Source organism: Corynebacterium pseudodiphtheriticum (genome assembly GCF_023509295.1).
GTDB lineage: Bacteria > Actinomycetota > Actinomycetes > Mycobacteriales > Mycobacteriaceae > Corynebacterium > Corynebacterium pseudodiphtheriticum.
The window spans coordinates 1972874-1995935 of the sequence record NZ_CP091864.1 but is presented as its reverse complement, the minus strand read 5'-3'; the positions used below and the strand labels follow the sequence as shown (position 1 = coordinate 1995935).

Genomic DNA, 23062 nt, shown 5'->3' with positions numbered 1-23062 from the left:
CTTTAAAAAGCTTTAAGAGACGCAGAAGGAACCCACATGGGGGCCTAAGGAGTAGAACATGTTGCAGATTGGTACCCGGGGCTCGAAACTAGCTACTACCCAGGCTGGCCACGTGCGTGACTGGATTATCGCAGCTGGTGCGCCCGCGGAGTTGAAAATCGTTAAAACGGAAGGCGATGTGAATATGGCCCCGGTTGAGCGTATCGGAGTGGGCGTATTTACACAGAAACTGCGGGAAGTACTTGATGCAGGAGGCTGCGACGTGGCCGTGCACTCGTTTAAAGACTTGCCGACGGCTGCTGACGACAGGTTCCATTTGGTAATCCCGAAGCGCGAGGACAACCGGGAAGCCCTGATTGCGCGCGATGGTCTGCGCTTGGATGAATTACCGGAAGGTGCCCGCGTGGGCACTTCGGCGCCTCGCCGAATCTCACAATTGCTGTCCTTACGCCCGGATCTCGACATTCGTCCTCTGCGCGGGAATATCGAAACGCGAATGAGCAAGATTGACGATGGCGAGCTCGATGCGGTGGTTTTGGCATATGCCGGGCTGATCCGAAATGGCTATCAGGACAAAGCGACCCAGGTTTTTGCTGTAGATGAAGTGATGCCAGCTCCAGCGCAAGGGGCATTGGCCGTGGAAGTACGCGTGGAAGATGCTGCGGTTGTGGAAGTCGTCGACAAGCTCACCAGTGTCGTCGACCGTGATTGCGCATTCGCGGAACGCGTGGTGCTGAATCGTTTGGAAGCAGGATGCACCGCTCCGGTGGCGGCGTACTCCACCTTCGATGAGCAGACTGGAATGATTACTGCCCATGGTGGGGTGTTCGCACTGGATGGGAAAAAGAGGTTGCTCGCCACTGCCAGCGGTACCGACCCTATCGCGGTAGGCGAAGAGGTCTCGCAGGCATTGCTTGCCGACGGCGCTGCGGAACTCCTGGGTGATTCCTAGCGCACCACCGGTGCCACGCTGGGACACTGAGATTGGGTGCTAAAGGGGTGCCTACTACTCGCCCTAAGGACGTAACCTGACGTTCGCCCTCGAGTTTCAATGAGTCCTGACTAATCCGTTTGTTTTTTAGTTTTCCGGCGTCTGCTTTAAGCTGGTACTAGCACACGATAATGCACCGTCTACGGTTTGGGTCCGGTTAAAGGCAAAACCGCAGATGACGGTGCTTCGTCGTGGTTTATTTTTGTTTACTGTCCGTGACCGCGCGTAGAAAAGGTCTATATGAGCAACGCCCCCTCCGTCGCCCACCAAGGCAAAGTGGTGTTCGTCGGCGCCGGACCCGGCAACCCGGACCTTCTAACAGTTCGCGCCAGGGAAGTACTCGCGTACAACGCTATTGCGGTCGCAGACTCGCAGGTGCTTGCTGGGGTACGCGAAATTGTGGGCTCGGCACTGCCAGTGCCCCAAGAAAAACTAGATGCTGCAGAGCAGGAATACGCCCGCATGTGTGCTGAGGCGAAAGCCCAGGGGGCTCGTCGGAAGCCGCCAAGGCCAGCAGCCCCGACGGCTGCTGATGTGCGGGAGTTTGCTGGTTCGGAGCAGGTCGTCACCCAGCTGCGCACGGCGTTAGAAGAGGCCGGAGGCAGTGATGTTATCCGGTTGGTTGCCGGTAACCCATTAAATCGGGAAGCGATTTTGGCGGAAATCTCCGCCGTGAGTGCCGCTGGCATGGAATTCCAGGTGGTTCCTGGGATGTCGTTGCCTTCCACAGTGCCGTCGTTTGCAGGATTAGCACTGGGCTCAACATACACCGAAGCCGATATGACCGATGGCGACGTCGACTGGGACCAATTGTCTGTCGCGACACAACCTATCGTGTTGCAGGCTTGGGCTTCGGACTTGCCGACGATCGCCGACGAGTTGAGCACGCGCGGGATGAGCGTTGACACCCCCGCGTTTGTCACAGTCAACGGCACGACACGCTTGCAGCGCACCTATGAGGCGACCCTAGCAACGCTGGGCAAGCTGAACGCAGAGCTCGATGGCATCTTAGTGGTGACCTTAGGGCGCAGCTTCGATGACCGTTCCAAGTATTCTTGGTGGGAGAACCGTCCCCTGTACGGTTGGCGGGTGTTGGTTCCGCGCACGAAAGAGCAAGCCGGTCCAATGTCGGCGCAGCTGGCTTCCTATGGGGCAATTCCGCAATTGGTGCCGACGATTTCTGTGGAACCGCCGCGAAACCCAGCCCAGATGGACCGCGCAATCAAAGGCATTGTCGAAGGGCGCTATAAATGGGTCGTGTTCACCAGCGTGAACGCGGTAAAAGTAGTTTGGGACAAGATCGCGGAATTGGGCCTGGATGCCCGCGATTTTGCTGGCGTGCACTTAGCTGCGGTGGGAGGAAAAACCGCTGAAGCTATTCGTGAAAAAGGCATGGTTCCGGAAGCTTTGCCGAAGGCAGACGCACAAAACGCTCATGGCTTGGTGGAATCTTTCCCACCATATGTGGAAGATATTGACGCTGTTGGTCGCGTTCTGCTGCCACGCGCGGATATTGCCGGTGATGCGTTAGTAGACGGGCTACAGGCGCTCGGTTGGGAAGTTGACGATGTGGTCGCGTACCGGACGGTTCGCGCGGCTCCACCATCAGCGGAAACCCGCGACATGATCAAAACGGGTGCCTTTGATGCGGTGGCCTTTACCTCCGGGTCGACGGTGCGTAACCTCGTGGGCATCGCGGGGAAACCACACCAGCGCACTATCATTGCTTGCATTGGCCCGATGGCGAAAGCCGCGGCAGAAGAGATGGGGCTGCGCGTCGACGTCGTCCCGGAAGTCGCTGATGTTCCACATCTTATCGACGCCCTGGCGGACCACGTGGCACACCTGCGCGCAACGGGTAACCTTCCGGCTCCGCGGAAAAAACGTCGTACGCGTCGGAAAGCGGCGGCTTCGGTAAGCACCAATTCTGGAAAAGCTGCCTCTGGAGAAGCTGATTCTGGAAGTATCAATTCTTGAAATACTGATTCTGGAAATGCTAATTCTTGAAATTTGCTGTCGGAAAGTAGTACGCAGGCAAAACACGAGTTAGAGCGGAGCCACCGTGTTGTTTCGCTAACTATGTAACTGGCTATGCACTAGCTCCACAGCCCCTCTTACCTGGAAAATAAGAAATTTAAGGAAGGTCCCCGAAGTGGATTACCTGCTGTCCCGTCGCCCCCGTCGCCTACGCACCACCCCCGCATTACGGGAACTAACAGCGGAGACGCACCTGCGCCCCGCTGATTTCATCCTTCCGATGTTCATCGCTGATGGTTTGGACGAGCCGAATCCGATTTCGGCGATGCCGGGCGTTTCTCAGCACACTTTTGATTCCTTGACCCGAGCTGCAGAACAAGCTCTGGAACAGGGAGTACGTTGCGTCGATTTGTTTGGAGTCCCGCTCCCAGAGCACAAGGATGAGAACGGATCACAAGCGTGGGCAGAAAGCGGCATCTTAAACCGCGGGATCGCACACCTGCGCAAAGAGTTTGGCGATGACTTGCTAATCATGGCTGATACCTGCCTGGATGAATTCACCAGTCACGGACATTGTGGGCTTCTTGACGCCAACGGAGACGTGCTTAACGACGCAACAGTGGATTGTTACGTGGATATGGCAGTGAGCCAGGCAGCAGCAGGCGCGCACCTGGTTTCTCCATCAGGAATGATGGATGGTCAGGTGGCAGCGATCCGCCAGGGGTTGGATTCTGCAGGATATTCCGATGTCGCGATCATGGCTTACTCGGCGAAGTATGCGTCGGCGTTTTTTGGCCCGTTCCGAGAAGCCGTCGGTTCCTCATTGCAAGGGGATCGGCGTACCTACCAACAAGACCCGGCAAACCGACGGGAATCCTTGCTGGAGGTGCAGCTGGATATTGAGGAAGGTGCAGACTTTGTCATGGTAAAGCCTGCTCTGGCGTACTTGGATATCATCAGCGAGGTTGCCGAGTTTTCCCCTGTGCCAGTTGCCGCCTACCAGGTTTCTGGTGAATATTCGATGATCCAAGCTGCTGGTCATAACGGTTGGATTGACCGTGATGCCGTAATGATGGAGTCGTTGTTGAGCATTAAGCGTGCGGGAGCCAATCAAATCCTGACGTACTTTGCGACGGATGCAGCCCGGCTGTTAAACCAGCGCTAAGGTGCCGGGAGGTTGTCCCGTTCTGTGTGCTACCGTGCACAAAAACCACACAGTGTATAAGGTGCACCCTATGGTGAATTTGCAGCCTCAGTCCCGTGAGCCAGAGTTGTCGACTAAGAATGCCACAAAGGCGAACAGCGTTTCACCGAGGGCTGATGGCGCGAAAGGGAAAAATTTGCAGGAGCAGAGTGTGACAAGCCCGTCCCCGAAAAAATCCCAACGCCCGCAACAGCCGGAATCTGTGCGTTTTTATACGCGGCTGTGGGCGTTCGTACTGTTTGTGGAGTTTGTCCACCAAGTTCTCAATATCGCGCTGGCGCTGTGGGATCCTTCCGAACTGCAAGCCCAGGCTGCTAGCAGTATCGAAGAAAGCGGCCAAGCAATTAGTGAGAGTTTGCTGAACTTCGGTGTTTATGGCTCGATTGTATTAATGGGGCTGATCTCCGTACTGCTGCTTGGACTACTGGCAACGATGCTGTATTTGCTTAATAAGCAACATAAGCGGGCAGGTTTGGCACGACGGATGCTGTTTTTCTTTGGCCTATATTTCACGTTCCGCCTGGTTATGATTTTTGGGTCCTCTGGCAACCCGTTGTCCGAAATTCCGGAAGTTTTCTACATTATTGACGGCAATCTGCAGGTTCTTGTTGGTGTTGCTGCTGTCCTTACTCTCATATTCGGAGGCCGAAATGAGACGCTGGACTACACCGGGGAGCTAGAACGTATGCGCCAGATGGAGCAAGAGCTACGCGCTGAGCAGGAACGGCGGGTGCAAAAGAAAAAAGAGAAGCAAGCTAAGAAGCAGGCGGAGCGAGAGGCCCGGAATTCCGGGAAAAGCGAAGATGCCCAAAAAGCGCAGAAGATCTCGCAGGACGCAGAGCGCTAAAGAAGAAAACGCTGGTGGAAGTTCCTGCATGACTGCCCAGGGGCGCTGCAGGACTGCCCGGGGACGCTGCTAGGCCGGTTTCGTTCTAGGTTGCGACCTCGTGGATAATGGGAGCTATGACGCGTCGGAATTTAAACAATTCGCCTTTCCTTGATGCCGCCTTTGGGCGGACCCCAAGCCGCACTCCGGTGTGGTTTATGCGCCAGGCTGGCCGTAGCCTTCCTGAGTACCGGAAGTTGCGCGAGGGCACGAGCATGTTGGACGCGTGCTTTCAGCCTGAGATGCTCGCTGAAATTACGATGCAGCCTGTGCGTCGCCATGATGTCGACGCCGCGATTTTGTTTTCAGACATTGTGATCCCGTTGAAAGCAGCGGGTGTTGATGTCGAAATTGTTCCGGGGCGGGGGCCGGTGATGGCGCAACCTGTGCGTACGCCTCAGGACGTGCGCGATTTGCCGGTGCTGGACGATGATATTTCGGAGGTATCCGAGGGAATCGAGATAATTCTGGATGAACTCACGGATTCGCAGGCGCTGATTGGTTTTATTGGTGCGCCGTTTACTTTGGCTAGTTACCTCGTGGAAGGTGGGCCGTCGAAAAACCATGAGCGTACAAAATCGTTGATGCATTCTGATCCGAACACCTGGCATTCGCTGATGGAGAAAATCACCCCTACGGTGACGCGGTTTTTGCAGACGCAGATTACGGCGGGAATTGATGCCATGCAGCTGTTTGACTCCTGGGCTGGGTATCTCACAGAGCGGGATTACCGCGAATTTGTGCTGCCGTATTCGCAGCGCATTCTGGAATCGGTACGGGGCGAAATCCCCCGTATTCATTTCGGCGTCGGCACGGGTGAGTTGCTGGGTGCCATGAGCCAGGCAGGTTCTGAGGTTATGGGGGTGGATTGGCGCGTGCCGCTGGATAGTGCAGCTGAGCGAATTTGCCAGGCCGCGGGGCCACGTGTGTTGCAGGGCAACTTGGACCCAGCGATTTTGTTTAGCGGCGAGCAGGCGATGGCCCGCGAGATTACCCGTATTAAAGGGGAAGCTGCGGCTGCGGTTTCCACTGGTAATGCTACGGGACACATTTTCAACTTGGGGCATGGCGTGCTACCTAACACAGTCCCGGAAGACATTACGAAGGCTGTGGAACTTATTCATGAAACTGGTACTGGGGCAGTTGCTGCGCCAGGAACTCGTTGAAAGAGCATGGGCGCCGGAACTCGCGCGCCTAAAGCTATCTAGACGGCTGCCGCCGTCGCCTTCACAACCTGACTAATTCGGAGTATTTTTCTCATGACTCGTTGCGCGATTATTGGAGCCGGACTCGCCGGTTTGACTGCTGCTTATCAGCTACGCCAGGAGCTGCCCTCTGCACAGATTGATGTGTGGGAAGGTGCGGAGCGCATTGGCGGTAAGTTGCACACGGTGCCCTTTGACGGCGGTCCGGTTGATATGGGGGCGGAAGCGTTTTTAGCCCGGCGGGATGATGCGCATGAGTTTTTTGCAGAGTTGGGCCTTGCTGACGAGATTGTTTATCCCTCTGCTTTGCGCCCGTTGCTGTATTCCCAGGAGACCACTCATGCGTTGCCAACCGCCGGGGTGATGGGGATTCCGGCAACGGGGCAAGCTGTGGCGGGTCTTGTGAGTCCGGAAACGGTCAAGTCCATCGATGCGGAAGCGCAACGAGAGTCAATTGCCTGGGAGCTGGGTGGGGATCAAAGCCTGGGATTATTGGTGCGTGATCGTTATGGGGATGAAGTCGTCGATCGTTGTGTTTCTGCGTTGTTGGGTGGGGTGTATTCCTGTGCTGCGGATGATTTGGGGGTTCGTGCCACGGTTCCGGCTTTAGCGAATGCTTTAGATGAGTTGGTGCGCGAGGGCGGGCAGGTCACGCTGAGTGCTGCTGTTGCCAAGGTTCTTGCCGCGGGTCAAAACGCCGCTTCGCCGCAGACTTCTAGTGGGGCGAAGCGCGCCCCGGTTTTCGGCACTTTCCGCAACGGGTATGCCACTTTGTATGAGCGGTTGGCGCAGGCTTCTGATGCTGAGATCTACCTGGAAACTTTTGTGACTGGAATTGCGGAGGTCCCGAGTTCGGAGGTCTCGAGTTCGGAAGGTGCAAGCCATTCGGGGGCTACTAGCTCCGACCAGGTGGGCTCCGACGATCAGCAATCTGACTCTGCTACTTTGCAGTCGGCATCTGCCGCAGCTACCAGGTATCGGCTGCTTGGCTTGGGCGTGGATGAAACTCTTTACGACGCCGTCTTGGTTGCGGCTCCAGCTCCGATGGCAGCGCGGATCTTGAAATCCTTACCTGGGCCTACCGCGAAGGCGGCGGAGATCATGAGTTCCATCAAGTTGGCAAGTTCTGCTGTTGTCGGCTTGCGTTTTGCTTCGGATGTGGATCCAGCAGGTAATGCGCTTCCGGAAAATTCTGGGATTCTTGTCGCTGCTGATCAACCTGGGGTGACGGCGAAAGCGTTTACGTTGTCATCTCGGAAATGGCCACATTTGGCGGAGCGAGGCGCGATAGTGCGCGCCAGCTTTGGTCGTTTCGGTGATGACGCGATCACTCGGGCGCCGGAAGATGAACTCGTGGATTATGCTCTTGATGATCTCGCCGCACTCACCGGTTTCGATGGTCGTGCGGCTGGTGTTGAAGAGATTTACACGCAGCGTTGGTTTGGTGGGTTGCCGCGTTATGATCACACCCATACAGAAACTGTGCAGCGTGCGGAAGAAGTGCTTGCCGACGTAGACCGTATCGCCGTGACTGGAGCGTGGGCCGGTGGCGTTGGTGTCCCGGCGGTGATTGCGCATGCGCGCAAGGCAGCGCAAAGTCTTGCTCGTCAGTTGTAGGAACTCGCCGGTTCTAGAGGGGCACCACCTCTAGGCCTGAATTCTCGTAGGTGACAGACCCCGTAGACTAGGGGTTATGACTCAGGACAATTCACATGCATCTGTAGATTCCTCGACCGTAGAAACCACACGTGTAGAAACCGCAAGGCATTCTGCTTCCCGTGCCTCTACAGGTAACGGGGCTGGCGTTGATGCCATTTCTGGAAGCATATTGCCTTCGGCACGCTCGGAAGAGTGGTTTCGTCGCGCTGTGAATATAACCCCGGGTGGTGTGAACTCTCCAGCTCGTACCTTTGATGCGGTTGGAGGCACTGCGCGGTTTATTGCTCATGGCAAGGGCTCTCGTTTGTTTGACGTTGACGGAAACGAGTATGTCGATTTGCTGTGTTCTTATGGCCCAGGAATTCACGGTAATGCTCATCCGGAGATTGTTGCGGCGGTAACTCGTGCCGCGGAGAAGGGGCTAGGTTTCGGCACACCGACCACGGGTGAGGTGGAACTGGCTGAGTTGATTGCGCAGCGCACTGCCGTGGACAAGGTCCGCCTGGTTAATTCGGGTACTGAGGCCACGATGACCGCGGTTCGCCTGGCACGCGGTTATACGGGGAAGAGCAAGATCATCAAGTTCCAGGGCTGTTATCACGGGCATGTCGATGCTCTGCTGGCTTCCGCAGGTTCGGGTGTGTTGACGTCGTCAAGCCCGGATTCTCCTGGTGTGACTAAGGCGCAGGCCTCGGAAACCATCGTTGTCCCGTATAACGATTTGGAGGCTGTGCGCCAGGCGTTTGCCGAAAATCAGGGGGAGGTTGCTGCCGTGATTGCGGAAGCAGCCGCAGGGAATATGGGAACCGTCGCCCCGGAGGAGGGGTTCAACCAGGCGTTGAAGCAGCTTGCGCACGATAACGGTGCTTTGTTGATCCTCGACGAGGTCATGACTGGGTTCCGTACTTCGTATCAGGGATGGTACGGCATTGATGGTGTGGCTGGTGATTTGGTGACCTTTGGCAAGGTCATTTCGGGAGGGTTGCCCGCCGCTGCTTTCGGTGGCCGTGCTGACATCATGGCTCATTTGGCACCAGAAGGCCCTGTTTATCAGGCTGGAACCTTGTCTGGTAATCCGGTTGCTGTTGCGGCGGGCACCAAGTCGTTGCAGCTTGCCGACGAATCCCTATACCAGCGCATCGGTGCGCACGCGGACACTCTTAGCGAGATGATTTCGCGTGCATTGCAGGCGGAAGGCGTTGCCCACAATATTCAGCGTGCCGGCACCATGTTGTCCATTCGTTTTGCTGAGGGGCAGGGGCGCAACTTCGCTGATATGCAAGCTGCCGATACGTTCCGCTTTGGTCCGTTTTTCCATGCTTTGCTGGATAACGGGGTAGTAGTTCCACCTTCGGCTTTTGAGACCTGGTTTGTGCACGATGCTTTGGGTGATGCAGACTTTGAAATTCTCGAAAAAGCGCTCGCACCGGCGGCGAAGGCTGCAGCTGCTGCACAGCTGATGAATTAATGGTTGCGGTTTAGTCTCCGCGCACCGACCATGTCTCGACTGGGACTCTGAGACTCTGGGGTTCTGGGGTTTTGAGGTTCAGGGATTGCGAGCGTGCTCTAGTCGCTTGCGTCCAGCCAACAGTGAACCTGCGCTAGGCTGGACGCTATTCGAAATGCCATTTCGTGCAGCTGACGAATCCTAATGTCAGGAAAAGGAGAATTGCCCCATGCTGAATATCTCATCCAGTGATCACTCTGCAGCCAACCAAGCGAAACAAGCCAACCCAGCCAACCAATCGCATGAAACCAAGAAATCCGGTGGTACTGGTTCGGAGGTTCCGGTGACTATCGTGCACCTGGTACGTCATGGGGAAGTTTTTAACCCGGGCAAGATCCTTTATGGCCGGATTCCTGGTTATCATTTGTCTTCCCGGGGCCACTCTATGGCTGCCCGCACTGCGAAATCTTTCGCAGGCCATGATGTGGCTTATCTGGCGGCATCACCGTTGCTTCGGGCGCAGCAGACTGCGCAACCAATCTCTAAAGTCACCGGCCTAGACGTTGAGGAATGCCCACAGGTTATCGAATCGGGTAATGATTTCGAAGGTCTGCGCACGAAGGGCTTGCGTTCGCAGTTGTGGAACCCAAAACGCTGGCCGCAGATGTATAACCCTCTGGAGCCATCTTGGGGCGAGCCGTTTGTGGATATTGCTGATCGCATGATGGCAGCAGTGCACGATATCCGCGATAAAGCCGAAGGCCACGAGGGCATTGTGGTTTCTCATCAGTTGCCGATCGTCATGGTGCAACGCACGGTGCGCGGCCAGGCGTTGGCACATGCCCCATGGAATCGCGAGTGTGCGCTGGCGTCGGTAACCAGCTTGGTATTTAGCGGAAAGGATATTATTGATATCCGCTATTCCACGCCGGCTCGGGAAATATAAATTTCTCATACCAAGGTGAACCATTTGGGGTTTGGTGTCCAGGTCTCGACTTGGCTCAGCTGTCATGTTGGGTGATACTAGGGGCACTATGATTACGACTTTTGGACCATCCCGGCGTTCCCGTACCGTCGCGTCTCTTGTGCTGGCAGGCGCAATGTCGTTGACTTTGGCGGCATGTGCGTCGGAAGAAGCCAATAAGAATGCTGTTTCCGACGTGGGCGGTACTTTCGAGTTCCATACTCCGGGTGGGCAAACGGAGATTTTCTATGACGAATCTGAGCGTCAGCCGATTGCGAATCTACGCGGTCCGTCTTTGATGAACGAGGATGAGACCTTGTCTCTTGATGATTTCGCTGGAGAGGTCGTCGTTCTGAACTCGTGGGGCCAGTGGTGTGCTCCGTGTCGCGCGGAGGTAGACGATTTGCAGCGTGCTCATGAGGAGCTCAGTGAATCCGGTGGCACCGTGCTGGGCATTAATGTCCGGGACTACAATCAAACGATCTCGCAGGATTTCGTTAAGGATAACGGCGTGGAGTACCCGTCGATTTATGATCCACCGTTCCGTTCCGCGGCTGCGTTGGGTGGTATTCCGACTTCCGTGGTGCCGACGACGATCATCCTGGATAAACAGCACCGCCCGGCCGCGGTTTTCTTGCGCGAGGTTACCGATCAGGACATTCTTGATGCGGCACTACCGCTTCTCGACGAAAGTTAAGCGCTGGGAGTGTCTGTCGTGCCTATGGCCTCTATGGATTTTATGAACCTGGCAAACCCGTCAAACCTGTCAAACATATCGGGCCTATCGAGCCTATTCAGTTCTGAGTTCTCGCGTGCAGCGTTGTCAGAACAAGCAGCGAGCGCCGGTTTTATCGCAAGTGCGAGTTTCAGTGTCAGTGCTAGTACTAACAGTACCGTGGTGTCCTCGGTTGCTGCTGCGTCGGCGTCTGCATCATCATTCGCAGACGCCGCGGCAAGTGGCCCGCTTGTCCTAGGCTTTCTTGCCGCTGCGTTGGCCGGACTCGTGTCATTTGCTTCGCCGTGTGTCGTTCCGTTGGTGCCCGGCTACATTTCTTACCTTGCGGGTGTTGCGGGTGGCTCGGTGGAGCTGGATGATCGTTATGGTGTCCGCGTCGCGAAGCGTCGCCAGTGGGCCGTGGTTGGGGCTTCGTTGCTTTTTATTGCCGGTTTTACCACGGTCTTCCTTCTGGCAACCGTCTCTGTTTTTGGGGCCTTGAGTGCCATTAATGCGAATGCCGAAACCCTGCAACGGGTTGGTGGTGTCGTCACGATACTGATGGGTGTCGTGTTTTTGGGTGGCGTGAGGTTCCTGCAGCGTGACACCCGTGTGGAACCGAGAAAATGGAGTACCTGGGTGGGTGCTCCGCTGCTGGGTGGCGTGTTTGCGCTGGGCTGGACTCCGTGTTTGGGGCCGACTCTTGCAGCGATCATTTCGATTTCGGCCGGTACTGAAGGCAGTACTGCGGCCCGGGGTGTGCTTATGATCATCGGCTATTGCCTGGGCCTGGGGCTGCCGTTTGTGCTGTTTGCGCTGGGTTCGGCCAAGGCCATGCGCTCTATCGACTGGTTGCGGAAGAATTCCCGCACTATCCAGACCATCGGAGGCGTACTCATGATCCTTGTTGGGCTTGCCCTGGCAACAGGTGTATGGGCGGAGTTCATTAACTATATTCGGCAGTGGACTTTTGATTATGGAACGACTCTGATTTAGCCCATTGCCCCAGGCCCATCACCCTACGCCTATCACCCTAACCACCCAACCCGCTGACTATTCCCGCGATTTTCCTTAAGGAGCCCACCGTGGACAACACCGCGCGCAAATCCTGGTTGCCCTGGCGATTGTTGAAGCGAGCCTGGCGTTGGTTAACCAGTATGCGTACGGCGTTGGTGTTGTTGTTCCTGTTGGCCATCGCCGCGGTGCCGGGTGCGCTGTTGCCGCAGCGTTCGTTGAATGAGGACAACGTCAACGAGTACATCGCAAATAACGGTAAGCTCGCCGAGGTTTATGATTCGTTGCAGCTTTTCGACGTCTTTCAGTCCTCGTGGTTTATCGCGATTTTCACGTTGCTGGCGGCCTCGTTGGTTGGCTGTATTATCCCGCGTAGTTGGGATCACTATAAGGCGTGGCGCGCGCGTCCGACTCGAGCCCCGCGTTTCTTGCACCGGATGCCGCATCACCACACGGGTACCTTGGACAAGTCGCTTGCCGACGCCCGCACTGAGACGTTAAGGCTGCTGCGTCGCTGGCGGATCTCGGAGTTTAGCGCCGATGAGGACCGCGCCGGGAGACCGTCTATTTCTGCGGAGCGCGGTTATGGGCGTGAATTGGCGAATTTGTTATTCCACATCGCGTTGGTTGCCATTTTGGTGACGGTGGCTGCAGGGCGCATGGTTTACTACGAGGGCCAGGTCATTATTGTTACGGAATCTGGTAGCTACGATACTGCGGTCGAACTGGACCAGTCCACTGAATTCTGTAATACTTCCGTCTCAAGCTATGACTCTTTTCGCGCTGGGCCGCTTTTCGACGGCACGGGCCTGAACCCGTTTTGTTTCATTGCCCATAATTTTCAGGCTGATTATCTGCCTAATGGGCAGGCGGAGATGTTCAGTTCTGATATTTCCTATGCCCAGGGCGACGAGATTTTTTCCGACCCGGAAACATGGGACGACTACCAGTTGCGGGTGAATGATCCGCTCCGTATCGACGGTGAGCGTGTCTATTTGCAGGGCCATGGGTTTGCGCCGACGTTTACCGTGAAGTGGCCTAATGGGGAAACCCGGACCCAGACTTGGCAGTTCCGTCCCGATGATTTGGTGAACTTCTTGTCTTCCGGCGCGATGCGCTTCGATCCTCCTGCTGGCATGTATCCAGATTTGTATGAGCGCCGACAGAATCAGATTGCACTGCAGGGGCTGTTTGCGCCGACGGCTGATTGGCAGGGAGAGAATGGTGAGCTGCTGACTTCGGCTTTCCCAGAGATGCGTGACCCGGCGGTGGCGATTGATGTTTACCGGGGTGATGCCGGATTGGATACGGGTATCGCGCAGTCAATTTTTGACCTGGACCAGACCCTGATTCACAGTGGCCAGTTGCAGAAGTTGGAGCGCGTGAACTTGGAAGTAGGCGAGTCGATCACGTTGGATGATGGCACAGAGCTGACTTTCGACGGTGCTTCGGAGTTTGCGAATTACCAGATCGCGCATGATCCGTTCCAGCGGTGGGTGTTGCTGTCGACGATCGTGATGTTGCTGTCGTTGGTGGGTTCGTTGGTGATTAAGCGTCGCCGTATTTGGGTACGGTTTACCGATAATGGTGATGGCACCACCGGTATTGAGATGGCTGGACTGGCTCGTACTGACCGTGCCGGTTGGGGTGAAGAACTGGACAAGATCTACCGGGAGCTGTTTGCTTTGCCGGATCCGGATGATGTGGAAGAAGACGATTTGTATGCGCGGGATTAAGTCATCTGGCTGCTAAGCCAGATCGGTTGGGCCAGATCGGCTAGGTCAGATTGGCTAAGCCGGTGGTGTTCGGTTTGGTGGGGCACCGCCTGGTGGTTCAGGCTTGGGTGTTTATCATCCGAAAGGATTATGTCCGCCCTATCATTAGTTGAGGTGGGGACTCGTTCTGCTGTAGTTTGAAATGGCCATGTTTCCCGCAACATCCGCTGGTGTTCGTCCGGAAACGTCGTGATCACGATAAGAAAGTGTGAATTAATGCTTGCTGATCAAACGCTGTCCAATTTCTCGGACCTGATGTTCCGGACGACGTTCGTTATTTATGCGATTGCCCTGGTTGTGGCCCTGGTGTTTTACGTCAAGGTGCAAAGCGTGATCGACGCACACCGGCAACGCGAACGCGTTGGGGCCGACGGTCGCGCTGTCGGCAATAACCGCGATGCCGATGCAGGGGCCGGTGGCAAAACAGTCGACGAACTGGAAGCTGGTGCCCGCAAGTGGTCAGGTATGGCGCAGACGCTGATCTGGCTGGGAATTATTGTTCAGGCCGGTGCCGTGCTTACTCGTGGCTTGGCGAACAGCCGGTTCCCGTTCGGCAACATGTATGAGTATTCGCTCATGCTGACCTTGCTTACCATGGTTGTGGCGGCCGTCGTTATCGGCCAGCGGCAGGAATGGCGCGTGTTGTGGCCCTGGCTGCTGATTCCCGTCATCATCTTGATGTTCGTTGGCGGTTCACACCTATATGCAGAATCTGCCCCATTGGTTCCGGCACTGCGTTCATTCTGGTTGCCGATCCACGTGGGCATTGCCGTCTTAGGCGGTTCCATCGGCATGCTTTCGGGTGTCGCTTCGCTGCTGTATTTGTTGCGACGTTGGCAGCCAAAAGGCGAGGAGAGTGACGGCATTGCCGGCGCGATCGTGAAACCACTGCCTAGCGCGAAAAAGCTTGACGGGCTGGCCTATAAGTCTGCGATTGTGACCTTGCCGGTCCTTGGCCTGGGAATCGTGCTCGGTGCGATTTGGGCAGAAGCCGCGTGGGGTAGGCCATGGAACTGGGACCCGAAAGAAACCGTTTCCCTAATTTCCTGGATCTTATACGCGGCGTATCTGCATGCCCGTGCCACCGCCGGGTGGCGTGCCATGCGGGCGGCTTGGATCAACATTGTCGCGCTGGCCACCATGATCTTTAATTTCTTCTTCATTAACATGGTGGTGTCGGGCCTACATTCTTACGCTGGGCTGAACTAGGCCGCAACGTGCGCCCTGAGATGCGCGCCCTGAGATGCGCGCGCTGCGGCGTGTGTCCGGGGAAGCTGTGTCCGTCAATGAGTGCCCGGCAACTAGTGTTCGGCATGCAGTGTTCGGGGGAGCCCATGCCCGCGGCTATTTTCGGACTCTCCCTCAACGGTGCTAACTAAAGTGACGCGATACCGTCATGCTTAATGTCGGCGGTATCGGCTGAAGCAGGTTTTACTGGTCGTCGGGTTTCGCGTCGTTTTTCTTATTATTTGGGTAGCGCGAATCTTTTGTTGGATCTGATCCCGTTGCATCGCCCGAAGGGGTTGCGTCGCCGGAGGGACTTGTCTCGGGGGCATCGTTTGATCGGGATGCTCCCTTGGTCTCGCCTTGGCTACGAGGTTGCCGTTGTTGATGCTCGTGGCGTTGCTGTCGTTCTTGTTCTTGACGACGACGTTCTTTAAACCGATTCTTTTCGATATTCCACAGGAATTCTTCGTCATCGTCTGGCCCTTTAATCGCCGGGCGTTCAGCAGTTTTCATTTGGCGGTTTTGATTCCAGGATGCTGGACCAAAAGCCTTCCACACTAAGACTGCAGCCAGGACTATTAGCGCTAACAAGATCAGCTTTCCCATACTGATCATTTTACGGCACGATCGGTGCGTTTTAGGATGAATCTTGTGACTAATCAACCAGACAGTAATGGTGCACGAACCCGTATTCCGAATGGGGTGGATCGGCAAGGCGCGCAAGGTGCAGAAGGCTCGGGTCCGTCCAGCAATAGCCCGCGTGCCACCGAAAGTGCTAACCCAGCTTCGCGTGATGAATCCCAGCACAGTTTTGCACCTGCTGAAGAACCCCAACTGGACCCGCAAACCCGCAAGCAAGCAACCCGTGCGATGCTGAAATACGGGGCTGCCCGATTGGGCCTGTTTTTGGGGCTGACTATTGTGATTCAGGCGCTAGCAGTCCTCATCGGAGCCCAAGTTCCATTAGTCGTTTCTGCACTTCTGGCGCTGTTGGTGGCGCTGCCGCTGTCGATGCTGATCTTCAAAAAACTCCGTATCGAAACCACAGAAGCCGTCGCCAAGTTGGCGCAGCAGCGCAAAGCCCGCAAAGAATGGGTCAACCGGGAACTCGCCGGCCGTTAGCAACCTGCCGTCACGTTAACTACCGAAAATCCCGGCCACCACGGCCATGACCGGCAGGGAAGCGAACGTCGTCAAGAAAACGGTATCTCGGGTAACAGCAAGGCCTTTTTGGTAGGTCGCGGCGTAATTGTACACGTTTTGTGCCGTCGGCAAGCAGGCCAAGATCACGGCGACGTAGAGGTGGTCGCTGCTGAGCCCCAGTGCCAGGCCGGCCAACCACGCGAATACCGGCATGAGCACGAGTTTCATGGCGGTGGCGGTGATGACGGCGGGGCGGTCTGCTGGGTCGTCGAGGATCTGGATTGAGGTCAGGGAAGCACCAAAACTGATCAAAATCATCGGGATGGATGCGCCGCCAATAATCGACATCGGCTCCATCACAACCTCCGGGATTTCCCACCCAGCCACCGCAACAATCATGCCCGCAATTCCCGCGAGCACCAGCGGAGACAAAAACCCGGAACGGATGCCATCAATAATCTTCGCGCCACGGGTGCGCCCATGCCCGTCGTTGAGCGCAGCCAGAATAAACGGTGTGAAAAACACCATCTGCAGCATCAAGATCGAAATTACCCAGGTGGCTTCGCCAACCACGTAGATGCTCACCGGCAGCCCAATGTTCACGGAGTTGAAATAAAACGATGAGGCCGCGCCCATGGTGGTCGTCGGCAAGTCTTTCGGGAAAAACAGGCGGGAGGCGATGATATAGCTTGCGCCCGTGAGCAGGCTGGAGACAACCACGGCGGCAAGTACCGGGGAAAAGAGCGTGCCCGGATTGGATTTCGCGAGCGAGGTAAACAGCAGGCAGGGCGTGGCGGCATAAAAGGCAGTTTTGTTCAGGACCAGCCGTTGGGAATCGTTGCCGATGATGCCGAATTTGGATAGCGCAAAGCCCACGGCGATGATCGACAAGATGATGGTAAAAGCAGTGATCACACCTGCCATATACGCCCTCCTATGGGCTTCTTGAGGCTTCTTCGGCCTTTCTTAGGCTTGACGACGACAACTGGCTCCGGTGTCGGTCAAGACCAGAACTAATCCTGACTTACGCTCAACCTAGGCCAGACAATCTAGGCCACTGTAATCTAGGCCAGAGCAACCTAGGCCAAAGCCAGGGCTAAGAACATGAGCCCGGACCACAAGGCCATCGCGCGCCCGGTCAGAGCCAGCACGGTGACTAGCTGCCCACCACGTGCCCCCGAATTTACTCGGTGCAGGGCTTTCAGCGTCCAGTAACCGGAAACAAACGCGATCCAGGTGGCTGGGAATGCCAAGATGCCGACAAGAAACGTTACGACGTATGGGATGACCAGCAAAACGGTATACAGCTTGCGGGAGGCGGAATCACCCAGGATCACCGCCAGGGTGCGTTTGCCTGCTGGTTTGTCGGTGGCGATATCGCGGATGTTGTTGGTTAAGTTGACCGCGGATGACATTGCGCCGACGGAAATAGCCAAACCAATACCAACTTCAGAGATGGCACCGGCTTGGGTGAACTCGGTGCCCAGTACGGCGATCAGGCCAAAGAAAATGAAGATCGCGACCTCGCCCAGGCCCTTATAGCCATACGGGTTCTTCCCTCCGGTATAAAACCAAGCCCCGGCCAAGCACATCGCGCCTACCAGGATCAGCCACCAGGCCGAAAGTAGCGCCAGGATGAGACCTGCCGCACCTGCGACGCCGAAAGAAATAAACGCTGCCTTTTTCACGTCCGATGGGCGGGCAAGCTTGCTGGCGGTGAGCCGGGTGGGGCCGGTGCGTTCGTCGTCGGTGCCGCGGATGCCGTCCGAATAATCGTTCGCGTAGTTGACGCCGATGACCAAAGCCCAGGAGACGATCAGGGCTAATAAGAATGGGACAAATTTTCCGGAATTTTGATACAGTGCAGCGCCTGTTCCGGCCAAAACCGGAGCGAACGCATTCGGCCACGTATGCGGTCGTGCCGCCTGGATCCAATCGCGGGTAGTGGCCGAATATGTTGTAGCGCTCATGCATTCATTGTGCGCTACATTGCATGTCATTAACAAACACCAAATGACACCGGCGGGATTCGGCGATGAGGTGGCAGCGCCGGAAACGTGACGCTCAGTAACTGGGGTACCGTCGTGCTCTTCAGCTGGGGAATTGCCGCGGGTCTGGTGCGCGCAAATTCCCAATATTTACGTGGAACAGACTAGTGCTAGGTCGCGACCTAGAGTGGGGGTATGAGCGATAAACCCAACCATCACACCGACACCACCACGAGTCAGTCAGAAACACAGTCCGGCCTTCTGCGTTCTGAGCCCCCACAGTCCGGGCCTCTGCAGTCCGCGACCCCACAGGCTGGCCGAAAACAGTCCGGGCCACTAGATCTATTCCCGATTGGGCTGGGGTGTACCGGCATGACCCCGCATTCTTATTCGGACTCACCCCGCCGCCAGGAAATGATCCAGGTGTTGCGCACCGCTGCTGAGCTTGGCGTGGAGTTTTTCGACACCTCTGAGATCCAAGGGCCATACACCGGTGAAGAGCTGCTTGGCGACGCCTTCGCCCGCGCCCACACGCCATCTGCGGCCTCTGCAGGTTCTTCGGTGCAGGCCCCGACGATTGCCACGAAGTTCGGTTGGAATATCGACAACGGCCAACCCACCGGCGAGCTGAATTCCCGCCCGGAAACCATCCGCCGTGTTGCCCAGGAATCCGCCCGTCGTTTGGGCGTCGAGCGCCTGGATTTGTTCATGCAGCACCGCGTGGACCCTGATGTGCCCATCGAAGAGGTCGCAGGCACCGTTGGTGAACTTGTCGACGAAGGCCTCGTCGCCCACTTCGGTTTGTGTGAGGCTTCGGCCACCACCATCGCCCGCGCCCACCGTGAATTTCCGGTTGCAGCCGTCGAAAGCGAGTACTCGCTGTGGTCGCGAGGAGTCGAGGAATCCGTGTTGCCGACTTGCTCGGAGCTCGGAATCGGTTTTATCGCTTACAGCCCGCTGGCCAAGGGAATGTTGTCCGCCCAGCTCACCGAGCCCAATGCGGATTCCAACAGCCCGCGCCTGCACCCGGACAATTTCGCGCAAAACCAGCGCAACGCAGCCCGGGTCGCGGAAATCGCGCATCGTTACGACGCCACGGCCGCTCAGATTGCCTTGGCGTGGTTGTTGGATCGCGGTGCGCAGCATCCGGGCGGAATGTTGGTTTTGCCGGGCAGCATCAACCCGGCACGCATCCAGGAGAACGTGGCGGCAGCCAACGTGACGCTTGCCGACGACGACCGCGCCGCGCTAGACAACCTCTTGGATACCCATCCTTTGGCGGGCGAGCGTTACGTCGACAAGCATCTGCGGTTTATCGACCGCGACTAGTTGGGCTAGTCGGTGACCAACTAGAACTCGCGATTAGCTAGTCCCGAGGCTGGAATAATTCCGCCACACCAGCCCGGTGGATTTTGCCCAGCGATGTCCGCGGCAGTTCGTCGACACGCAGCAGCTCTTTCGGTAGTTGCCAGCGGGGGAGCTCGTAGAGAGCATCGAAAATTTCTCCGACCTCGGCGCTGCCTTCATAGGCCGCCATGATGGCTTGCCCGAAACGGCGATCATCCACGCCGACGACGCAGGCCTCTTTGACCCCGGGGACGGCCAAGAGCTCTTTTTCGATGATTTCCGGGTGCACCTTCAAACCACCGGTGGTGATGACCGCGTCGAGGCGCCCGCTGACCTCCAACCGGCCGTCGATAATGCGCCCGCCGTCGGAGGTGGCGAACCAGCCCGGCCAGTCCGGGTGGGCGAAGGCTTCGTGGCCCGGCATATTGCGGTATCCGGCGGCGATGGTGGCGCCACCGAGCATGATGCGACCGGATTCCACGGCGACGGAGCTGCAGGGCAAGGGCTGGCCGTCGTAGATGCAGCCCCCGGCGGTTTCGGCGCTGCCGTAGGTGGCCACGAGGTGGATGCCCAGCTTGCGAGCCGATTCCGCCAATTGTGGGTTCAGTGCTGCCCCGCCGATCAAGATGGCGTCGAAGCGTCGTAAAGCAGTAATGCCCTCTAAGGTTTCTATGGCTTTGTCCAGCTGCATCGGGGTTAATGCGGTGTACATGGGTTCGCGGGCATTGGGGGTGTTCCCGTCCCGGGCGTGGTCTAAATATTCCGCGGCGGCGGCAAACGCGGGAATGCGGAAACCGTGGGAAAGATCCAGGCACACCGGGTCAACCCCGGCGACCAGGCTGCGCACCAAAACCTGGATTCCGGCGATGTGATACGCGGGCAGGGCCAATAGCCAGTGTCCGGGGCCGCCAAGGACTTCGTGGGTGGCATCGGCCGAAGCCACCAGGTTGGCTGCGGTGAGCTGCGCGCCTTTGGGCGTGCCAGTGGAACCCGAGGTGGGCACCACTAGGGCAATATCGTCGTTGATGGGCTGGCCGACGCGTTGCGAGGAATACAGCAACTCAGTACGCGCGCGGTCGCCAGCGGGCACCGGAAGATAATGCGCTTGGCCTGCGATGGCGGCTTCCAAGTCGTCGAGGATCGCTGCGGGGTCATCAAGCCGAACCGGAAGCGCGGTCAGCACCGAGGCATGGGAGGGGAGAGGAGCGGGCATTGGGCTCGGGCTCGGTTGTCCTGCTGCCTCGCCCGTGCTGGGGCCCTTATCGCTGGGGCCCCTATCACTGAGATCCCTAGCACTGAGGTCCTTAGTAGTAATAAGGAAACTCCTCCCAATTCGGGTCGCGCTTTTCCAAAAACGCTTCCTTACCTTCCACAGCCTCATCGGTCATGTATGCCAAGCGGGTGGCCTCGCCGGCAAAGACCTGTTGGCCGGCCAGCCCGTCGTCGGCAAGATTGAAGGCGAACTTCAGCATGCGTTGCGCTGTCGGCGACTTGGAGTTGATCTCGCGGGCAGCCTGGATGGCTTCGGCCTCAAGCTCGGCATGCTCGGCCACGATATTGACCGCGCCCATCTTCATCATGTGGGTGGCATCGTAAGACCGGCCCAAGAAGAAGATCTCGCGCGCATTCTTTTGCCCCACCATCTGTGCCAGGTAGGCCGAACCATAACCGGCATCGAAGCTTCCGACGTCGGCGTCGGTCTGTTTAAAACGGGCGTGTTGGCGCGAAGCGATCGTCAGGTCGCACACCACATGCAGCGAGTGCCCACCACCAGCGGCCCAACCATTAACCACCGCGATGACCACCTTCGGCATCGTGCGGATCAGCCGTTGCACCTCCAGGATGTGCAAACGCCCACCCTCGACTTTCTCGCGGGCGGTATCCACGCCGGATTCGTCGGCGCTGGTGACATCCGAGTCGTGATTCGTAGCGTATCGGTACCCGGAACGCCCGCGAATGCGCTGGTCGCCACCGGAACAAAACGCCCAGCCGCCATCTTTCGGCGACGGCCCATTACCGGTCAACAACACGGTACCCACATCGGGGGTGCGGCGCGCGTGGTCGAGAGCGCGGTACAGCTCGTCGACGGTGTGCGGGCGGAAGGCGTTGCGCACCTCTGGCCGGTCGAAGGCGATGCGCACGATTCCGTCGCGCCGGGTGTTGCCTACGTGACGGTGATAGGTGATATCGGTCAAGTCTTCGAAGCCTGCGACGGTGCGCCATTGGGTGGGATCGAAGGGGCTGGCCTCGTGGTTGGTGTTGGCGGTGGCGTCGGGGCCTGTATTGGGGTTGGCCTCGGTTTTGTGCTCAGGAGTGTTAGTCATGGCCTTCAGTCTAGCTAGGCTTGGGGCATGAATTTTCCGAATTACGACGCCCGGCTACCGCAGCCACCGCGCTCACTGCGCTCACCGCAGGCGCCTCAACCACCCCTGCCCCCTCTTGCAGAAATTCTCGAGCGCGCCCACGTCGTTTCTTTGCCCATGGCGGTGAAATTTCGCGGCCTGCGCCACCGGGAAGTTGTGCTTATCAACGGCCCAGCTGGGTGGGGAGAATTCGCCCCGTTCGCTGATTACTCCGCCCGCGAGACCGCTCCCTGGCTGCGCTCTGGGTTAGAAGCTGCTTACCAGGGTTTTCCGGCCGCCCACCGCGACTATATTGAGGTCAATGCCACGGTTCCGGCGGTGGAGCCAGCCCAGGTTCCGGAGGTGCTTTCCCGCATGCCCGGCGCTCGTTGCGTCAAGGTGAAGGTTGCCGAGCCTGGTAAGGATTTCCGAGATGCGCTTGCCGACGACATCGCCCGGGTGTCCGCGGTGCGCGAGGAACTTTCCGGGATTCCAGGCACCCGCATCCGTGTGGATGCCAACGGCGCGTGGAGCGTGGAGCAGGCCGTGGAGGCGGTGTCCGCGTTGGCCCCGCTGGATTATGTGGAACAGCCATGTGCCACTCCAGAGGAGCTGGCGGAGGTTCGCACCCAGCTGATGCGCCGCGGGATTTTTGTTCGCGTCGCCGCCGATGAGAGCATCCGGCGGGTGGAAGATCCGTACCGGGTGGCGGATTTGCAGGCGGCGGATGTGGCCGTCGTCAAGGTGGCCCCGCTGGGTGGGGTACGTCGGGTGTTGCAGCTGAGTGCGGATCTGCGCGCGCGCCATATGGATGTGACAATTGCCTCGGCTTTGGACAGCGCGGTAGGGATTAATGCTGGGTTGGCGGCGGTGGCGAGTTTGCCGAAGTTGAACGACGACGAGGACATCGATGTGGCTCCGGCACCGGCGGGCTTGGCGACGGGTTCGCTTTTTTTGGAAGATGTGGCCGCGCCGCGTTCGCTTGTCGACGGCATGCTGGCGACTGCCCCGGTGGCGCCCGATGCCGATCGGTTGGCTGCTTTGGCCGCGGACGGTGCGACGCGCGACTGGTGGTTGGATCGGTTGCGTGCGGCGTACGCGGAAATGGAAGCCCACCGTTCCCGAGAAAATGGTGAAAGTGGGGCGCCGCAGTAAAGGTCCGCCCCGGTTAGACTGGA

20 protein-coding genes are annotated in these 23062 nt (G+C 57.6%); 15 read left to right on the top strand and 5 right to left on the bottom strand.

What is annotated here, in order from left to right:
* The first annotated feature begins 58 nt into the window (after nt 1-58).
* The 12 genes from hemC to ccsB all read left to right on the top strand — a co-directional run bounded on the left by hemC (nt 59) and on the right by ccsB (nt 15046).
* The gene (gene hemC / locus L9H78_RS08990) at nt 59-952 is read left to right on the top strand and encodes a hydroxymethylbilane synthase (RefSeq protein ID WP_249619885.1); all 894 of its coding nucleotides are present in this window, start codon (nt 59-61) and stop codon (nt 950-952) included.
* A 279-nt stretch (nt 953-1231) separates the two neighbouring features.
* Nucleotides 1232-2968: a uroporphyrinogen-III synthase gene (locus L9H78_RS08985; protein ID WP_249619884.1), complete on the top strand. Its 1737-nt coding sequence runs from the start codon at nt 1232-1234 to the stop codon at nt 2966-2968.
* Nucleotides 2969-3143: 175 nt separating this feature from the next.
* Nucleotides 3144-4133 (top strand): porphobilinogen synthase, encoded by a 990-nt coding sequence (gene hemB / locus L9H78_RS08980; RefSeq protein ID WP_249619883.1) that lies wholly within the window; start codon nt 3144-3146, stop codon nt 4131-4133.
* 70 nt (nt 4134-4203) lie between these two features.
* Nucleotides 4204-5019 (top strand): hypothetical protein, encoded by an 816-nt coding sequence (locus L9H78_RS08975; protein ID WP_249619881.1) that lies wholly within the window; start codon nt 4204-4206, stop codon nt 5017-5019.
* A 107-nt stretch (nt 5020-5126) separates the two neighbouring features.
* Nucleotides 5127-6224 carry a uroporphyrinogen decarboxylase gene (hemE, locus tag L9H78_RS08970; RefSeq protein ID WP_249619880.1) on the top strand — a complete coding sequence of 366 codons (1098 nt, stop codon included), beginning with the start codon at nt 5127-5129 and terminating at the stop codon, nt 6222-6224.
* Between the two features lie 93 nt (nt 6225-6317).
* Nucleotides 6318-7880, top strand: a complete 1563-nt coding sequence (hemG, locus tag L9H78_RS08965) for a protoporphyrinogen oxidase (RefSeq protein ID WP_249619879.1) — start codon at nt 6318-6320, stop codon at nt 7878-7880.
* 76 nt (nt 7881-7956) lie between these two features.
* Entirely contained in the window at nt 7957-9390 is a 1434-nt protein-coding gene (gene hemL / locus L9H78_RS08960) for a glutamate-1-semialdehyde 2,1-aminomutase (protein ID WP_249619878.1), read from the top strand.
* Between the two features lie 208 nt (nt 9391-9598).
* Nucleotides 9599-10315, top strand: a complete 717-nt coding sequence (locus L9H78_RS08955; protein ID WP_249619877.1) for a histidine phosphatase family protein — start codon at nt 9599-9601, stop codon at nt 10313-10315.
* Between the two features lie 88 nt (nt 10316-10403).
* Nucleotides 10404-11030 (top strand): TlpA family protein disulfide reductase, encoded by a 627-nt coding sequence (locus L9H78_RS08950; RefSeq protein ID WP_430622733.1) that lies wholly within the window; start codon nt 10404-10406, stop codon nt 11028-11030.
* 24 nt (nt 11031-11054) lie between these two features.
* Entirely contained in the window at nt 11055-12044 is a 990-nt protein-coding gene (locus L9H78_RS08945; RefSeq protein ID WP_249620782.1) for a cytochrome c biogenesis CcdA family protein, read from the top strand.
* A 161-nt stretch (nt 12045-12205) separates the two neighbouring features.
* Nucleotides 12206-13798 (top strand): cytochrome c biogenesis protein ResB, encoded by a 1593-nt coding sequence (locus tag L9H78_RS08940; RefSeq protein WP_249620781.1) that lies wholly within the window; start codon nt 12206-12208, stop codon nt 13796-13798.
* Between the two features lie 255 nt (nt 13799-14053).
* Nucleotides 14054-15046 (top strand): c-type cytochrome biogenesis protein CcsB, encoded by a 993-nt coding sequence (ccsB, locus tag L9H78_RS08935; RefSeq protein WP_249617714.1) that lies wholly within the window; start codon nt 14054-14056, stop codon nt 15044-15046.
* A gap of 222 nt (nt 15047-15268) precedes the next feature.
* On the opposite strand, the gene L9H78_RS08930 is transcribed toward ccsB, so the two are convergent.
* On the bottom strand, nt 15269-15670 hold the full coding sequence (locus L9H78_RS08930) for a hypothetical protein (protein WP_249619876.1): 402 nt from the start codon (nt 15668-15670) through the stop codon (nt 15269-15271).
* Between the two features lie 45 nt (nt 15671-15715).
* Here L9H78_RS08930 and L9H78_RS10605 point away from each other — a divergent pair, with 45 nt between their 5' ends.
* The gene (locus L9H78_RS10605; protein ID WP_347276360.1) at nt 15716-16186 is read left to right on the top strand and encodes a DUF4229 domain-containing protein; all 471 of its coding nucleotides are present in this window, start codon (nt 15716-15718) and stop codon (nt 16184-16186) included.
* 15 nt (nt 16187-16201) lie between these two features.
* Here the strand turns inward: L9H78_RS10605 and L9H78_RS08920 are convergent, their stop codons facing one another.
* Nucleotides 16202-17131 carry an AEC family transporter gene (locus L9H78_RS08920; RefSeq protein WP_249619875.1) on the bottom strand — a complete coding sequence of 310 codons (930 nt, stop codon included), beginning with the start codon at nt 17129-17131 and terminating at the stop codon, nt 16202-16204.
* A gap of 155 nt (nt 17132-17286) precedes the next feature.
* Nucleotides 17287-18177 carry a 1,4-dihydroxy-2-naphthoate polyprenyltransferase gene (locus L9H78_RS08915; protein ID WP_249619874.1) on the bottom strand — a complete coding sequence of 297 codons (891 nt, stop codon included), beginning with the start codon at nt 18175-18177 and terminating at the stop codon, nt 17287-17289.
* A gap of 213 nt (nt 18178-18390) precedes the next feature.
* Between L9H78_RS08915 and L9H78_RS08910 the strand changes: the two genes are divergently transcribed.
* Nucleotides 18391-19524, top strand: a complete 1134-nt coding sequence (locus tag L9H78_RS08910) for an aldo/keto reductase (RefSeq protein ID WP_249619873.1) — start codon at nt 18391-18393, stop codon at nt 19522-19524.
* Nucleotides 19525-19561: 37 nt separating this feature from the next.
* Here L9H78_RS08910 and menE read toward each other — a convergent pair whose 3' ends face one another.
* Nucleotides 19562-20755, bottom strand: a complete 1194-nt coding sequence (menE, locus tag L9H78_RS08905; RefSeq protein WP_249619872.1) for an o-succinylbenzoate--CoA ligase — start codon at nt 20753-20755, stop codon at nt 19562-19564.
* A 91-nt stretch (nt 20756-20846) separates the two neighbouring features.
* On the bottom strand, nt 20847-21866 hold the full coding sequence (locus L9H78_RS08900; protein WP_249619871.1) for a 1,4-dihydroxy-2-naphthoyl-CoA synthase: 1020 nt from the start codon (nt 21864-21866) through the stop codon (nt 20847-20849).
* A 27-nt stretch (nt 21867-21893) separates the two neighbouring features.
* Between L9H78_RS08900 and L9H78_RS08895 the strand changes: the two genes are divergently transcribed.
* Nucleotides 21894-23039 carry an o-succinylbenzoate synthase gene (locus L9H78_RS08895; protein WP_283775209.1) on the top strand — a complete coding sequence of 382 codons (1146 nt, stop codon included), beginning with the start codon at nt 21894-21896 and terminating at the stop codon, nt 23037-23039.
* The last annotated feature ends 23 nt before the right edge of the window (nt 23040-23062 follow it).